Source organism: Bartonella sp. CL436QHHD (assembly GCF_042195105.1).
Classification (GTDB): Bacteria; Pseudomonadota; Alphaproteobacteria; order Rhizobiales; family Rhizobiaceae; genus Bartonella.
In genome coordinates this window covers 136,924-152,300 of sequence record NZ_JBHINR010000023.1, presented here as the reverse complement: position 1 = coordinate 152,300, position 15,377 = coordinate 136,924, and the positions used below count along the sequence as shown (strand labels likewise).

Annotated in this window: 12 protein-coding genes, 4 tRNA genes and 1 pseudogene; 10 read left to right on the top strand and 7 right to left on the bottom strand. The window is 35.1% G+C overall.

All coding sequences use genetic code 11. The features are described from left to right. The first annotated feature begins 153 nt into the window (after positions 1 to 153). The 6 genes and pseudogenes from ACFIKN_RS03010 (at position 154) to mazG (ending at position 5,785) form a co-directional block, all read left to right on the top strand. Positions 154 to 438: an acyl carrier protein gene (locus tag ACFIKN_RS03010; RefSeq protein ID WP_005773457.1), complete on the top strand. Its 285-nt coding sequence runs from the start codon at positions 154 to 156 to the stop codon at positions 436 to 438. A gap of 10 nt (positions 439 to 448) precedes the next feature. Continuing rightward, positions 449 to 1,624: a beta-ketoacyl-ACP synthase gene (locus ACFIKN_RS03005; RefSeq protein WP_375657890.1), complete on the top strand. Its 1,176-nt coding sequence runs from the start codon at positions 449 to 451 to the stop codon at positions 1,622 to 1,624. Between the two features lie 15 nt (positions 1,625 to 1,639). Beyond that, positions 1,640 to 2,914 carry a beta-ketoacyl-ACP synthase gene (locus ACFIKN_RS03000; RefSeq protein WP_375631263.1) on the top strand — a complete coding sequence of 425 codons (1,275 nt, stop codon included), beginning with the start codon at positions 1,640 to 1,642 and terminating at the stop codon, positions 2,912 to 2,914. A 58-nt stretch (positions 2,915 to 2,972) separates the two neighbouring features. Then, complete coding sequence (locus ACFIKN_RS02995) at positions 2,973 to 4,001, top strand: zinc-binding dehydrogenase (RefSeq protein WP_375637475.1); 1,029 nt, start codon at positions 2,973 to 2,975, stop codon at positions 3,999 to 4,001. Positions 4,002 to 4,007: 6 nt separating this feature from the next. After that, positions 4,008 to 4,937, top strand: coding sequence for a lipid A biosynthesis lauroyl acyltransferase (locus tag ACFIKN_RS02990; protein WP_273791402.1), 930 nt, complete (start codon positions 4,008 to 4,010; stop codon positions 4,935 to 4,937). 33 nt (positions 4,938 to 4,970) lie between these two features. Further along, positions 4,971 to 5,785, top strand: a pseudogene (gene mazG / locus ACFIKN_RS02985) (nucleoside triphosphate pyrophosphohydrolase). A gap of 70 nt (positions 5,786 to 5,855) precedes the next feature. Here mazG and ACFIKN_RS02980 read toward each other — a convergent pair. Then, a complete protein-coding gene (locus tag ACFIKN_RS02980; RefSeq protein ID WP_273791397.1) occupies positions 5,856 to 6,221 on the bottom strand; it encodes an iron-sulfur cluster assembly accessory protein in 366 nt (121 codons plus the stop codon). 604 nt (positions 6,222 to 6,825) lie between these two features. Between ACFIKN_RS02980 and ACFIKN_RS02975 the strand changes: the two genes are divergently transcribed. After that, positions 6,826 to 6,902: transfer RNA gene (locus ACFIKN_RS02975), tRNA-Pro, on the top strand. A gap of 253 nt (positions 6,903 to 7,155) precedes the next feature. Here the strand turns inward: ACFIKN_RS02975 and ACFIKN_RS02970 are convergent. Further along, the gene (locus tag ACFIKN_RS02970) at positions 7,156 to 7,623 is read right to left on the bottom strand and encodes an Hsp20 family protein (RefSeq protein ID WP_273791398.1); all 468 of its coding nucleotides are present in this window, start codon (positions 7,621 to 7,623) and stop codon (positions 7,156 to 7,158) included. Between the two features lie 258 nt (positions 7,624 to 7,881). Here ACFIKN_RS02970 and ACFIKN_RS02965 point away from each other — a divergent pair, with 258 nt between their 5' ends. The 3 genes from ACFIKN_RS02965 (at position 7,882) to ACFIKN_RS02955 (ending at position 10,176) form a co-directional block, all read left to right on the top strand. Continuing rightward, entirely contained in the window at positions 7,882 to 8,799 is a 918-nt protein-coding gene (locus ACFIKN_RS02965) for an alpha/beta hydrolase (protein ID WP_273791399.1), read from the top strand. Between the two features lie 843 nt (positions 8,800 to 9,642). Then, a complete protein-coding gene (gene cpdR, locus ACFIKN_RS02960; protein WP_005773448.1) occupies positions 9,643 to 10,005 on the top strand; it encodes a cell cycle two-component system response regulator CpdR in 363 nt (120 codons plus the stop codon). 96 nt (positions 10,006 to 10,101) lie between these two features. Beyond that, a tRNA-Val gene (locus ACFIKN_RS02955) sits at positions 10,102 to 10,176 on the top strand. A 1,860-nt stretch (positions 10,177 to 12,036) separates the two neighbouring features. Here ACFIKN_RS02955 and ACFIKN_RS02950 read toward each other — a convergent pair. From ACFIKN_RS02950 to ACFIKN_RS02930, 5 genes are all read right to left on the bottom strand, one after another. Continuing rightward, positions 12,037 to 12,113: transfer RNA gene (locus ACFIKN_RS02950), tRNA-Arg, on the bottom strand. Between the two features lie 39 nt (positions 12,114 to 12,152). Next, positions 12,153 to 12,458 (bottom strand): ETC complex I subunit, encoded by a 306-nt coding sequence (locus ACFIKN_RS02945; protein ID WP_273791168.1) that lies wholly within the window; start codon positions 12,456 to 12,458, stop codon positions 12,153 to 12,155. 89 nt (positions 12,459 to 12,547) lie between these two features. Beyond that, positions 12,548 to 12,624, bottom strand: a tRNA-Pro gene (locus ACFIKN_RS02940). Positions 12,625 to 13,334: 710 nt separating this feature from the next. Next, positions 13,335 to 14,024: a DnaA regulatory inactivator HdaA gene (gene hdaA / locus ACFIKN_RS02935; protein WP_375657889.1), complete on the bottom strand. Its 690-nt coding sequence runs from the start codon at positions 14,022 to 14,024 to the stop codon at positions 13,335 to 13,337. Continuing rightward, entirely contained in the window at positions 14,021 to 15,232 is a 1,212-nt protein-coding gene (locus tag ACFIKN_RS02930; protein WP_273791170.1) for an AI-2E family transporter, read from the bottom strand. Before ACFIKN_RS02930 ends, hdaA begins: the two co-directional genes overlap by 4 nt. Between the last annotated feature and the right edge of the window lie 145 nt (positions 15,233 to 15,377).

Sequence of the window (15,377 nt, the reverse complement as noted above, 5' to 3'; positions counted from 1 at the left end):
GATATAGTATTTCATGTACTGTAAACCTCTTTTCTCTATAGATAAAGACAGCTATATTTTGGATTAAGTCTTTTTTTAAAAGAGAAAAAAGGCTAGAAGAACAATATTAAATGTATTTTGAATTTACTAACTCTATAATAAGGAATCCGTACATTGCCTTCCACGTTTGATAAAGTTGCTGATATCATTGCAGAAATCAGTGAAATTGATCGCAATACAATTACACCTGAAAGTCATACAATTGACGATCTAGGAATCGACAGTCTTGATTTTCTTGATATTGTTTTCGCTATTGATAAAGCTTTCGGAATAAAAGTCCCTCTAGAACAATGGACACAAGAAGTCAACGAAGGTACCGTTGCAACAGAAGAATACTTTGTTCTTAAAAACCTTTGTGCAAAAATTGATGATCTCGTTGCCTTAAAACAGGCGGAGTAGTTTTTTCGCCATGCATGATCAATCTGTATTCATCACTGGTATAGGTCTCATAAGCTCTCTGGGGGAAGGAACTGATCAACATTGGAATCTCTTAAATGATCCAATCCGTACACCAAACCTAGATTATACAACTTTTTCACCCTACACGGTTCATAAATTGCCCGAAATTGATTGGAGTTTACAAATTCCTAAAAAAAGTGATCAACGGCAAATGGGAACATGGCAGCGTCTTGGTACCTATGCGGCTGGTCTTGCTCTTGATGATGCCGGCATGAAAAATAATGAACAACTCACTTCAACAATGGATATGATCGTAGCTGCAAGTGGGGGAGAACGTGATATTACTGTTGATACACAGATTCTTTCTAAAGCGCGCGCAGTTGCCGATCATACCTCTATGTTAAATGTTGCTCTTTCAACTGAACTTCGCCCAACATTATTTTTGGCACAACTTTCAAACCTTTTGGCAGGAAACATTTCAATTGTTCATAAAGTCACTGGATCATCTCGTACATTTATGGGAGAAGAAGGCAGTGGTCTTTCTGCACTTCAAATTGCTGTAGCTCGTATTAAATCAGGTCAAAGCACCCATGCTCTTGTAGGAAGTTCCTATAATGCACAAAGTTATGATATGTTGTTGGCGCATGAGCTTGGTGGTCTTTTAACCCATAATGGATGGAGCCCAGTGTGGGATCGTGAAATCCACCCCGGCGGCGGTATCATAGCCGGTTCTGGTGGTATCTTCCTAGTTATTGAAAGTGGAGAACATGCCAAAAAACGCAATGCACGTGCTTATGCTGAAATTAACCAAATTATTACAGACCAAACAGATAGAACCAAAATTCCACTTAGAGAGTCAATTGCAACAATGTTGAAAACTGCTGGCGCTAAATCTGCCTTAGCCATTTCAGCAGCCTCAGGAGCTCACGAAGCAACAAAAGCAGAACAAAATGCTCTTGATAATGCTGATCTATCTTATCGTGGCATTACAACATTATTTGGTTATATGAGGGAAGCACAATTTCCTCTAGCTCTAGCTCTTGCAGCACTTTCAATTGAAAAAAAACATTGTTTTCCAGCGTTAAGTCCTCATGAAAAACCTTTTTCTAAAGAAGTACGTGAAATATTTGTTACAACTATTGGTATAAAAAGAGCTGAAGGTATTGTGCGTCTTACAGCTGTTTGAAGGGGAATTTCTATAGTGAAATATCATGATCATTTTGGGCGTCCACTTGTAGCAATAACTGGTGCAGGCATTGTCACATCACTGGGACAAGGGAAACATGAAAATTGGCAAAAATTAACAAGTGGTGTAAGTGGTATCCACAAAATAACACGTTTTCCCGTTGAGGGATTAAATACATATATTGCTGGAACAATTGATTTTCTTAAAGAAAGTACACTTGGTGCTTCAGCTCTCTCTGAGAAGCTTGCACATCTTTCTGCTGAAGAAGCTTTAGAACAAGCTGCTATTGATAAAAAAAAATTTAATGGACCACTCTTTCTAGCTGCTCCTCCTGTTGAACTTGAATGGAAAGCACGTTTTAGTCTTGATCAAGAGGAAGAATTCAATAATGAGCCTTCTTATGCACATCTTCTTAAAGTCTGTAAGGATAAACTCCATGAGACGCTTTTTGAAGCCACACAATTTGGTGCAATTGCAGAAAAACTTCAAAAAACATTTGGCACAAAAGGACTTCCTGTTACACTTTCCACTGCCTGTGCATCTGGTGCAACAGCAATTCAATTAGGTGTTGAGTCTATTAGACGGGGAGAAACAAATCGAGCTCTCATAATTGCGACAGATGGATCAGTTTCAGCAGAATCTCTCATCCGTTTTTCGTTACTATCTGCTCTTTCAACTCAGAATGAGCCTCCAGAAAAAGCAGCAAAACCCTTTAGCCGTGATCGAGATGGTTTTGTTATGGCAGAAGGCTCAGGCGCTCTTGTTCTTGAATCTCTTCAAAGCGCATTAAACCGTAATGCTACAGTTTTAGGAATTTTAGCTGGCTGTGGAGAAACCGCCGATGACTTTCACCGTACACGTTCAAAACCCGATGCATCACCAGCAATTGAATCCGTTCGCAAAGCTTTAGACGATGCAAAAATAACCATCAATGAAATTGACTATATTAATGCCCACGGAACTTCAACACCTGAAAATGAGAAAATGGAATATCTTGCATTATCAACAGTATTCGGTGATCTTTTAAAGCATATTCCAGTCTCTTCTAATAAATCAATGATTGGGCATACATTAACTGCTGCTGGTGCAATAGAAGCGGTTTTTTCGCTTTTAACCATTCAATCGGGGATACTTCCACCGACAATAAATTATGATAATCCTGACCCTGCGATCCCTTTAGATGTTGTTCCTCATCATAGCCGTAAGGCCTGTGTCAATGCGGTTTTGTCAAACTCATTTGGATTTGGTGGTCAAAATATGAGTCTTGTTATCACTGCATATAAAGGATAATCCTTTAATAATAAAATTTTATAACGCTAACCTAATAATATATTTAAGGGGGATGATAATGCGTGCACTGCAACTCTTCGATGATCGTCGGCTTGAAATCACCAATATTTCCCCGCCATCTTCACCTAGTATAGGTGAAGTAACTGTGCGGATAAAAGCCGTTGCTCTTAATCATATTGATGTATGGGGATGGCGTGGCATGGCTTTTGCGAAAAGAAAAATGCCACTCATCATTGGTGCAGAAGCCTCTGGTGAGGTTATACAAATAGGAGATGGCGTTGAACATCTCCAACTTGGACAGATTGTCTCAATTTATGGTGCACAAACCTGCGGAGTATGCCAAGCTTGTCATGAAGGACGGGATAATCTTTGCAGTCAGGTAAAGGGAGTCTACGGTTTTCACCTTGATGGATTTGCGTGTGAGCTTGTCAATTTGCCAGCACGTTTATTAGTTCCATCACCACCCCAATGTGATGAATTGCAGGCAGCAGTTGCTCCAATTACTTTTGGTACCGTAGAACATATGCTTTTCGATAACGCAAAACTACAAGCAGGAGAAACAATCCTGATACAGGCTGGTGGTTCAGGTATTGGTTCTGCAGCCATTCAACTTGCAAAACACATGGGCTGTACAGTTATCACAACTGTAGGTTCAGATGAAAAAATTGCAAAAGCACACTCTCTTGGGGCAGATCATGTGATTAATTATCGTAAAGATCGTTTTGAAGGTGTAGTGCGTAAATTAACCCAAAAAAAAGGTGTTGACGTTGTTTTTGAGCATGTTGGTGTAGATACATGGAACGGTTCTCTGTTATGTATGAAAAAAGGAGCACGTTTAGTGACTTGCGGTTCTACCTCTGGTGTTTCAGCACCAATAAATCTCATGCAATTATTCCAGCAACAGCTTAAGATATTCGGTTCATTTGGCTGCCGTATGGAAAATATGAAAAATGCCATGCAAAAAATGGCACAAAAAGCCGTACACCCTGTCATTGATACAATTGTTGGGCTGGATGAAATTGATACAGCTTTAAAACGAATGGAGAGCCGTGATGTTTTTGGTAAAATTATCCTTAAAATCGATTAAATCATGATGAAGCTTTCTCTTAAAAATCTCATATATCGTATTAAAATTATAGCTAAAAAAATATCCTACTTGTTATGGGCATATCTGCTCTTTGGTTCTTTATTTATTCTAAAATGTTTTCCAGCCAAAATGGGAATTTCTTTTTTTGCTTGGTTAGCAAAAAAAATTGGTCCCCTTGTACATCGTCATCAAATCACACTTGCAAACCTTAGGAGTGCATATCCAGAAAAAACAGAGCAAGAACTCCGTGCGATTGCAATAGAAATGTGGGAAAATATAGGACGTTTCCTAGCCGAATATATTTTTCTTGATAAAATTTTTGATTTTGATCCTCATGCAGACGAGCCAGGTTTCATTGAGGTTAAAGGTATTGAAATATTTGAGCGATTAAAAAATGAAAAAAAACCACATATTTTTTTCACCGCACATACTGGAAATTTTGAACTTCTGCCTATTTGTGCACAAAGTTTTGATCTTAATGTTACGGTATTATTTAGACCACCCAATAATCCCTATGTTGCCAAACGAATCCTTAAAGCACGACAAACTTCTATGGGACACCTTGTTCCCTCCAAGGCCGGAGCAGCATGGGCATTAGCAGCCAAATTAGAAGAAGGTGAAAATGTTGGTATGCTCGTTGATCAAAAATTTCGCCGCGGTATCATGGGAACATTTTTTAACAGACCTCTTAAAACAAACCCCTTAATTATAAAACTTGCTCGACAATATGACTGTGATATTTATCCAGCACGTTGTATTCGTTTGCCTAGTGGACGTCATCGTTTAGAGTTATATGAACATGTAGAACTTCCACGTGATGAAAAAAATGATATCGATATAGCTGCTTCTACGCAAAAATTAAATGATATTGTTGAATCTTGGGTCCGTGAATATCCTGGACAATGGATGTGGTTACATAGGCGTTGGGACATCTAACATAAGCTCTATTGCTTACAAAGGAAGTGCAAAATGTTAGCCTCAAAAGATATCAAAGATCTCACAGCAATTATCACTGCATTACGAAACTCTGATAATGGTTGTATCTGGCATAAAAAACAAACTTTTGAATCCCTCATACCCTATATGCTCGAAGAAGTTTACGAAGTCATCGATGCCATTGAACGAAAGAATCGAAAGGATCTCTGTGAAGAACTTGGGGATCTTCTTTTACAAGTTGTCTATCATGCTACCATAGCACAAGAAGAAGGCAGCTTTACTTTTGAAGATGTTGTTTATGCAATCACGGAAAAAATGATTCGACGCCATCCTCATGTTTTTGGAAATGCCGAGCAAAAAAAACGAGGATTTATAAAAGAGGAGTGGGAATATATAAAAAAAGAGAACAGGTTGAACAAAAAAGAATGTGCGAAGAAAAAAACAACAATTCCTCCACAAGCATACTCGCAAAAGTAAAACAAATCCAGCCAGCAAACCAAGAGGCACTTGCTTTACAAGAAGCAGCAGCTAAAGTAGGTTTTGATTGGCAAAAAAGTGATAAAGTTTTTGAAAAAATAGAAGAAGAACTCGAAGAGCTCAAAGAAGCCATCAAAAATAAACAAAACTCAGAGATAGAAGCAGAGTTTGGAGATCTCTACTTTATACTCCTTAACCTCGCGCGCCACTTAGCGATTGATTCACAAAAAGCATTAAAAAAAACGAATATAAAATTTCGAAATCGTTTCGCCTATATTGAAGAAAAGCTATCCACTCAATCTAAAACACTCACTGACGCATCCTTGAATGAAATGGAAGCACTTTGGAAGCAAGCTAAAAATGAACAATAAAAAATAGTAGATTTCTTCTACCTAAAAGAACAAGCCCCTCTAAAATTACTAAATTATAATTTAGCTCAGCTCAATTTGTTTTATATTGATCCTGCGTAGCAGGACGAAGTTCCACCGATTCTCCACACCCGCATGCTGAAACTTGATTAGGATTTTTAAAGATAAAACCAGACCGCAGCGTTGTCACTTCATAATCCATCTGCGTCCCTAATAAAAATAATACCGCATCATGTGCTACAAAAACACGGGCACCATTCACTTCAACAACATCCGCATCTATCCCCTTTTCTTTGACAAGAGTAATTGTATACTCCATCCCTGCACAACCACCTTTTTTGATACCAACAAGAATACCCTGTGCATCTTTTGCATCCATAATCGCTTTAACACGATCCACTGCTGCTTGCGTCAAATTTATTACCGAAAAACGGCTCATAGTTTACTCTTTTCTTAGTTCAATAGACACTTTGAAAGTTTTTCCTCTATAATATTTTATCTGATATTTCAGAAAAAAAACAAAACATAAATTAAAGCATTCTGACCTTGTTTATTTGGATAAAAATACATACCCGTAAAATGAGATTTATGATTATATAATCCAGAACTTACAATTTTTTGTCCACATAAAATGCAAAATACCTCATCTATAAAAACTCTAAAAAAATGAAAACTTTTCAAAACCATACATTCACTCCTCTTTTTTTGAAAATCTTTATCTTTTTAGAAAAGTAACGATTAGGTAAGAAAAAAAATATACCTTCCGCACTCATTTGCTCCAATTCATACCCCTAAAGTCACCAATCTTACCCCCTCACAATCTCAAAAGTAATTAAATGCATACATCTATTAACTATAGTGCTAAAAATTTAATGATCACAAAGAATTTTACAAATTCGTTATTTATCTTGAATTAACAACAAAATATTGATGTCCAAAATTTTTACTTTCAAAAGCTCTAAGTGCAAGAGCATTTTAGATTATTCTGTTTATTTTTTCTCTTGCCTTTAAAGAAACAGTCATTTAATCGTTTTACACAAACTCGGAGCGTAGCGCAGCTTGGTAGCGCACTTGACTGGGGGTCAAGGGGTCGTGGGTTCAAATCCCGCCGCTCCGACCATTTTTAAAATGCTATAAAATATAGCTTACTTAAAAAGTGAATTATTATGCATTTCAATTGCACACACATGAAATTTTTCTTCAACATAGAATAATGTGCAATGATATTTTATCATAAATTCGAGATAAGCTGTTTTATTTAAATGCGCTTCGTTCTTAGGAAAACACATACGAAACGCGAGACCTTTTGTCTCGCGTTTTTTATTCTTCAGAAAAATTTATAATTATTCGATCTCATATTTTCTAAATTTTCTTTACACGATAATGTCGCTGTTATCATTTTTTGTAATGGATGGTGACATCTGTACGGTTATCTTTTTAGGTTTTAATTCAGCTGGCATTTCCCTTTTAAGCTGAATATGAAGAAGTCCATCTCCAAGTTCTGCCCCAATAACCTTAACATGATCAGCTAAATGAAAACGCCGTTCAAAAGCACGCGAAGCAATACCTCGATAAAGGAATTCTCGCTCTTCATCATCATTTTTAGACTTTCTGTCTCCCTTAACGATCAGCTGGTTACAATGCGTTTCAATATCAATTTCATCTTGAGAAAAACCAGCAACAGCCATAGAAATTCTATAAGAATCTTCAGTTAAACGTTCGATATTATAAGGGGGATAAGAAGAAACTTCGTCTGGTTGTGTTCTAGAATCAAACCAGTTAAAAAGATGATCAAAACCTACTGTGGAACGATAAAATGGTGAAAAATCTACTTGACGCATAATATTGCCCTCCTCTAGAGCGACTATAATTTATAACTAATTCACAAAGTTCCCACATGGCAAACTTACTTGTGAACCTGCGGCCCCATCATGGCAACCGCACTATATTATCTAGTAATCGTTTTTCTTTATTTCAACTCTTTGGGACCTAAATTGATAAAAACTATCTAAAAAGCAATATACCCCTTTTTAAATCCTTTTTCTTCATTACATAAATGTCAAAGCACTAAGCAGCAAATACACTGTAAAGGATTTCAATTGGAAACACCTCTTTATCCCATAGACTGGGGGGCCACTCCTCTTAATGTCCATCATGGTACTCTTAAAATAGCAATAGATCATGAAATTCGTTTTGCTATAACATATCCTGAGGTGGAAAAATCTAAGGGAACAATTGTTATTCTCAAAAGCTACGCAAATGCTTTAGAAAAATATTTTTTATTAATAAATGAAATTTCTAAACGCGGTTTTCATACAGCAATATTTGACTGGTTTGATCAAGAAAAAACATCCCTCAAGATAAGAAAACAAAACAGACATCATTATTTTGATATAAATAACGATATTAATGACTTATATAAATTTCTTAAAAATATTGTTTATCCTAATTGTCCGCCACCTTACTCTATGCTTGCCTACGGCATAGGTGGATTGATAGCACTTAGCGGATTAGATCTCATTAATCATCAGTTTAATAGATTGCTCTGTGTTTCTCCCCTTTTTGCTCCATTCGGCAATAAAACAAATGGTTTTCAACATAAATTAACACAATTTCTTTCTGATATAGGTCTTGGCTTTATACCAGCGAAAGATGGTAAAAAATTAAACAAAACAAAACAAAAAAATATACAATTGGGACACATACATAAAGTGCCGCTCTCTTCCATTAAGCCCCCAACATCCCAATGGATAGCATCAGTATTTAATGCGATTGATTCTGTAAAGAGAAATGTACTTCATGGAGATTTACGAATCCCAACACTCTTTATTCTTGCCAATCAAAATAATATTGCAAACAACATTGAAGTGCAGCAATTATGCCAACACACACGTCTGACAGAAAGTATTACTATTACAGGCGCTGAACTGGATACAATTATGGTTAACGAAGATTATAAAAAGCAATTTTGGGCTGCATTTGATGCATTTATTCCCGATAATATATCTGTAAAATAACACTAAACCTTAATTTCCGCTCTGCCCTATCAAAAAAGAAATTTTCTACGAGCATTGGATCTACAAACACTTTTTAATATAATGGATTTTACTTTCCAACCACTCATATGATTCGTTTTCTAGCCTCTACAGACAAGCCATGACCTAAATATTCACCACGCATTCTAATAAAAAAACTAATATACAAAGTATATCATTACATTAAACAATATTATTTTATATCATAAAAAATAACTTAATAAAAAACTACTTATATAAATAAAAATAATAAATCTATCTTAATATAACATGATACACATTTATAAATAAAGCATCAAAATACTATTTTTGATTTGTTATAAAATACTCATTTAATATTATATCTAGAAAAATAATATTTTTCATCTATTTAAGGAAAAAAACTGGAAATAAAGCGCATTTATAATATTTATTACAAATCTCTATAAAAACAAATAACTATAAAATTTCTATTTCTTAGGAGAACTTTTTAAAAACAATAAATTAACATAATATTCTTTTAATTTATCGATATAGAAAGTCCCTACAATAATGGTTTTCATAAGTTTTTTAATGGAATTCTGATAATAATCAGCAAATTTAAAAGAAAAGATAACAATGAATCATCTTAGAAGTTTTAGAGCCCCCCTTCTTTTTTCAAAATCACATATATTTCGAATTTAACCAACTCACAACGAATATGCTGTATTCTGAATAAGAATGTAAGAATTAACCATTTTGCCATTCATTTCAATTATGAGCATTTTACCATCTTTTTTCTAAATACTCTATATTGTATAATTGATGCGGCAAAACTCTGACAAATGGAGCCATTGGAACATAATCATGAAACGAATCCTGCTCGCAGAAGATGATAACGATATGCGTCGCTTTCTCGTAAAAGCCTTAGAACGTGCAGGCTACGAAGTCGCCGATTTCGATAATGGTATTAGCGCATATGAACGTTTACAAGAAGAGCCATTTTCCCTTCTCCTGACTGATATTGTGATGCCAGAGATGGACGGAATCGAACTTGCACGACGTGCTACTGAGATTGACCCTGATTTACGAGTAATGTTCATTACAGGTTTTGCAGCAGTAGCACTCAATTCAAATAGTGATGCCCCTCCTGATGCAAAGGTTCTCTCTAAGCCATTTCACTTACGTGAACTCGTCAATGAAGTTGAAAAGATCCTTATCGCTGCTTAAAAAGTATTTTTAAAGTTATTTGCATCTGTTGAAAGAGAAAATGAAATTAGGCATTGACGTTTGGCATTCTATATGGTGTATGCAACATCAATGAATGGGCGTGTAGCTCAGCGGGAGAGCACTACGTTGACATCGTAGGGGTCACAGGTTCAATCCCTGTCACGCCCACCATTGCATTTTATATCAACAATAACTTATTGGTTTTCCAAGTGTTTTTTGCTATGAGGGATACCTTAATAAAGTTAAGGGAATAGGATTTTCTAACATTTCTCTACAACAGTAGCATTTTCTTTTCTTTGCGCTTCGCTAATCATCTCTAATAATGTTTTGAATGCTTCTAAATCCTCTTGTGAAAAATCCTCTAAAGTTCTAAAAAACATGCCAACAGCTTCACGCCTCAACGGATCAGAAGTCTTGATTGTAAAACTTTTGCGACAAGCATAGGCTTCTGTTCTAAAAAATATTGTTTATTTCCTGATCTATCCCCTGTTTTTCTTAATTCTTTCATGTCTATTGGTATACACTTGTTGTCCAAACAGTTAGATATAACCACAGTCACTTCGATAGATATAAAACACTTAACCTTAGAGCTGTATTTTGAGTTTACCAATTACAGATTATAATAAAATATTAAAAATAGTAAAAAAAACACGATAAAAGAAAATTTTTTCATTCTAAAAATACATTGATTTATAATCATGTTTTATTGTTTGCCATGTTCAATGAGAAATCCGAATATCGTAATGTTTTCTCATTTCAAACCTAATTTATATTGAATCAAACAAAACCGTCTCTCTTACACGTCATAAGAGGAATTAGTATTAAGTAAAAATTGTATAAAAAAGCACAAAAATGCCGATAAATGCCTTAAGTGCTAAGATCTATTGCAACATCGGAGGCTGACAAATAGGCAAAGTATATGATAGCGTCAGCTTATTTCTTCATAAGTGTAAAGATGATGGAGCTCAATGGATTTATCATTGTACCATTCACGAGTGCCAGCGTGAAGTGAGCTTTAAGAGATATCTCTTAAAACAAAGCCTGTAAAATGGCATTCTCCTCACACTATATTCTTATTGAAATAATGATCACCTTGAACCGTGTGAGTTTAGATCTTCAGATCTCATCTGCATAACATTTTAATGTGATTGTTATCCAATATTAAAATACTTCTAACATGATGTACAAACTATAAAGAAATAAGAAAAAACATTTGAAAATGTAAATATGAAATCTAAAAATTTAACTCTAAGATACAATCTATCTTCATTCATATAAATACACAGTATACATTCTTAAACCTATAAGACTAAGAAAACCTAAACATTGATGCAACCTATAACCCTACCTGAGAAAAAGTGACAATCATGTTAAATCAAATTGTCCGCAAGTGTCTCTCATTGAAAAAAACAATATCTTATCTGGACGGCACATATAACAACTTTTTATACGAAAAAACTATAAAGAAGTAATTCGTTATGAATCACAGCTTCCAAGACAAGAAGATATTCCCTACCTCTTGTGCCGTCTGTAAATTCTCATCATAAACAGTTCTAAATCGAATCCATCATGCCTTGTATCTAATCAAAATCGATCTTACCAAAGATCATGCTGAAAAACGTAATAATATTATTCATAAAAAATAAAAAAAATCACAATAGATGTTTTTTGGCAATTTCACCAGCATTAGCCGCAATGCTTAAATCTAATCTAAGAAATAAAATATTCATTTTCAGAAAGATGAAAAGAAGCTCGTAAAAAAGAGTTTTTGCAATCTGTTTCCTAAAGCATGTGATATAGTAGCAACACGCGGCAAGAATATGCAATGCTAAAGTTTCAGCAATCAAAAGCAATTTTTACTGAAAAAAGAGAAAACAGCATCATTTTATACTAAAACAGTCAACAGAAAACGTTTAGCAACAAAATCAACCAAAAAACATCAAAAAGGTTCGGGAGTTTACAGAAAAATAAGCTAATAGAATAAAAGGAAAACTCTCTAACTTTTTATAGCCTATTAATATCATTTAAACATGGTGATCCCGACAGGATTCGAACCTGTGACCCACGGCTTAGAAGGCCGTTGCTCTATCCAGCTGAGCTACGGGACCCAACTGATTATTTTCTCAATTCAAAATAGCATCTTTAATTCAATGTGTCCAAGAATGCTGCCGATCACTGCGAAAATTATCAGAATAAGAAATAGCACGTCGAATCGACGTATGTTTCTTTTCTACACGGTAAGAGATAGCATTCTTACGCGCAAAAGCAATCGCTTCTTCCTTCCTATTAAATCGGATTCTCACCTGATTATTCATATCAGACGTTGCCGTGTACCCCATAAGAGGTTCAAGCATTTTCGCTTTCACCGGCTCATACTCTAGAATCCAAAAACCTGTATTCCCCTTACCTGACTGCATAGCTGTCTTAGCAGGACTATAAATACGTGCGATCATGCCTTTTTCCTTCAGATTACACAACGCTTGAATGATAGTTTCTCACCACACGTACCCAATTGGGTCATTCTCACACACTCAATCAAATATGGTCGGAGCGATAGGATTCGAACCTACGACCCCCTGATCCCAAATCAGGTGCGCTACCAGGCTGCGCTACGCTCCGCCATTTACATTTACTTGATGCACATTTCCTAAAATTTTCACAACAGAAGTGCAAGAGAAAAACACACTTTTTTTTAATTTTGTTGCATTTCTTTACAAAAAAGCACATTTTTAAATCTTTTTCCCTATTCAATAACAGATTTATTAACAAGTAGTAGAAAATAACCTCCGTAGAAAATCCAATCTATATTAAAAAAGAATGAATTTCTCTATAAGGACTTCATAATTCTTGTCCTGTTTTAAGCAAGCTCTCACTGTATCAAAACGCATTCCACAGATACAATTTTAGAAAAAAACGACTTAAATATCATAGAAAAACTTTCCCAAAGAGCACATAAGCCAAAAAATTAAGCTGTATTAAGCTTTTTCCTCTCTTTTTCTATCTTCCCAAAGACGCTTTTATTAAAAATTCTAGAATCTTCTACAATCCAAATCCATAAACAACAAACATTTTTTCAAAGCACAAAGATTTTATTATAAATAAAATAAAGCGCTCTTTTTAGAAAAATTTTCAAATGCGAAGATGGAAAGAATTCAACATCATACAATAAAATCTCAAAGCTATTTAAAATAAACACATGATAAAAGTAAAAAATATTATTTTTTACTTTTATATAGATATCCAAAAAGGAGAAAATTTAAATGACTTGTCTTTCCACGTATTGAAACGATAGTAGAAGGACAGAATAAGTAAGCCATGATAAGGAGTATTTACGGATTTCTTCTATTCAAAACTTCAGCAATAACAGAACGTGTTATTTTTCTTTTTCTTTGTAATGCCAACTGATCAACAGAATCAATAACACGCTTCAATGAAAATAAAGAACGTTCACAACGACTTACAAGATAATAAACCGTATCTGGATGTACAATAAGTTGCCTATCTGAAAAAAGCTTAAATGCAACAGCTGTTAACAATGCATCATCAGGCTGATTAATTTCAACGAACATTACCGAATTAAGACGACTTTTTAGATCATTTAACATTAAATTCCAAGCGGAAGGAAGTGTTCGTGCCGTCATCAATAAAGTAGCTTGTCGTGCATCAAGATTTGCTTGCTTAATACTGTTAATTAAATGAAAAAGTTCTGTCTCATTGATTTCACCTGTATCAATATCCTCTATTAAAAATGATCTGCCTAAAGAAGCCATAGTAATAGCCTGATCAATTTCATTGTGCTGAATCCTGAAAGCATCTGCTTTTTGGAGCCATATATTAGAAAAGTGCGTTTTTCCAGAGCCTTCTTTACCAACCAAAACTGCAATAGGTAAGCTCCAATTGGGCCAGTGATCAATAAGCTGAAAAGCCATACGATTGCTTTCCGTTACCACTAAATCCTCAAATTGAAAAATCGGATCATAGGGAAAATTTAAAGATAATTGCGTTTCACGCCCATTCATTTTAGCGGCTCCGAATTTCCGCTTCGCGAATACATCTGAGAACTCAGATAAGTATGAAGAGCAAAACGAACTAAAACGCCAACAGCCGCGGCCGCAGGAATAGCAACAAGCATACCAGTAAAACCAAAGAGTGAAGAAAAAGCAAAAAGTGAAAACATCAACCATACGGGATGTAATCCCACTGATGAACCTACAAGCTTGGGTTGAAGGATATAACCTTCAATAAACTGACCAATTAAAAAAAGTGCCATCACAACGATGATTCCCCCCCAATTATTGGGATAAAACTGGACCCATGCAATACCAACAGAAAGGACCAAGCCACTCATTGTGCCGATATAAGGAACAAAGCTAATAAGACCAATAAACATACCAATCAAAAGACTAAAATTGAGTCCTGCAATCGTTAAACCAATAGCATAATAGCCTCCCAATATGAGACAAACTGTTCCTTGTCCACGAACAAAGCCTGCAATAGCTCTATCCATTTCATGAAAAATACTACGAACAGTTTCAAGATGATCACGCGGTATTAACGAATCGATTGCTGTTACCATACGTGGCCAATCTAATAACATATAAAATGCCACCACAGGTGCCACAACAAATAGGCTAACGATATTAACGATTGATTTTCCTGACTTTAAAAGTGAATTCAAAAGAGACGTAATAAAATCCGAACCTTCTCCCAAAAATCCTTTAATATTATTCCGTAATTCATTTGGATCACTTCCAAAATAGCGCCTTAACCAATCAAAATCATGCTCAACAAAAAAGGTTTGAATACGATTAATGTAAACAGGTAAACCATCACTCATAAATTGCTGTATTTGCCAACTAATAACAGGAATCAAAATAATTAAAGCAGCAACAAAGGTAATAACAATAAATAGGGTGATAAGGACAGTCCCAAACACACGACGAATACCAAATTTTTCAAGTAATTGAACAATGGGATTGAGAAAATAAGCCAACACAATCCCTGCCACAAAAGGAAGCAAAATTGATCCAAAAACAAACATAAAAAAAATGAAAAAAATCAGCGTACCAAGCCAAAAAAAGATTTGCCTTTTCATATTATTCGGCAAAGGTAATTGAGTATACGCTGGCACATAAGTCTTATAACGATCACGAGATGTATTCTCACTCACTTTCTTTCTCATAAGCTGCCAAGAGGACTGTCCGTGATTATCTGATATCTTGCTCATAAAATATCCTAAAAAATTCTTCACAAAAAATTATAAACAACTTCAAAATAAGGTACAAGAAAAGTTGCTTATTTTCTTATCAATATCTCTTGCAGAGAGAACTCTATCATGGCATTGCATAATATCAAAACCTGATTTTCCATTA

Bases quoted from the DNA above. Each gene is read 5' to 3' on its own strand.
- ACFIKN_RS02995 (WP_375637475.1), top strand. From the start codon at position 2,973: ATGCGTGCACTGCAACTCTTCGATGATCGTCGGCTTGAAATCACCAAT.
- ACFIKN_RS02990 (WP_273791402.1), top strand. From the start codon at position 4,008: ATGAAGCTTTCTCTTAAAAATCTCATATATCGTATTAAAATTATAGCT.
- ACFIKN_RS02945 (WP_273791168.1), bottom strand. From the start codon at position 12,458: ATGATCGCACGTATTTATAGTCCTGCTAAGACAGCTATGCAGTCAGGT.
- hdaA (WP_375657889.1), bottom strand. From the start codon at position 14,024: ATGAATGGGCGTGAAACGCAATTATCTTTAAATTTTCCCTATGATCCG.
- ACFIKN_RS02980 (WP_273791397.1), bottom strand. From the start codon at position 6,221: ATGAGCCGTTTTTCGGTAATAAATTTGACGCAAGCAGCAGTGGATCGT.
- cpdR (WP_005773448.1), top strand. From the start codon at position 9,643: ATGAAACGAATCCTGCTCGCAGAAGATGATAACGATATGCGTCGCTTT.
- ACFIKN_RS02930 (WP_273791170.1), bottom strand. From the start codon at position 15,232: ATGAGCAAGATATCAGATAATCACGGACAGTCCTCTTGGCAGCTTATG.
- ACFIKN_RS02970 (WP_273791398.1), bottom strand. From the start codon at position 7,623: ATGCGTCAAGTAGATTTTTCACCATTTTATCGTTCCACAGTAGGTTTT.
- ACFIKN_RS03005 (WP_375657890.1), top strand. From the start codon at position 449: ATGCATGATCAATCTGTATTCATCACTGGTATAGGTCTCATAAGCTCT.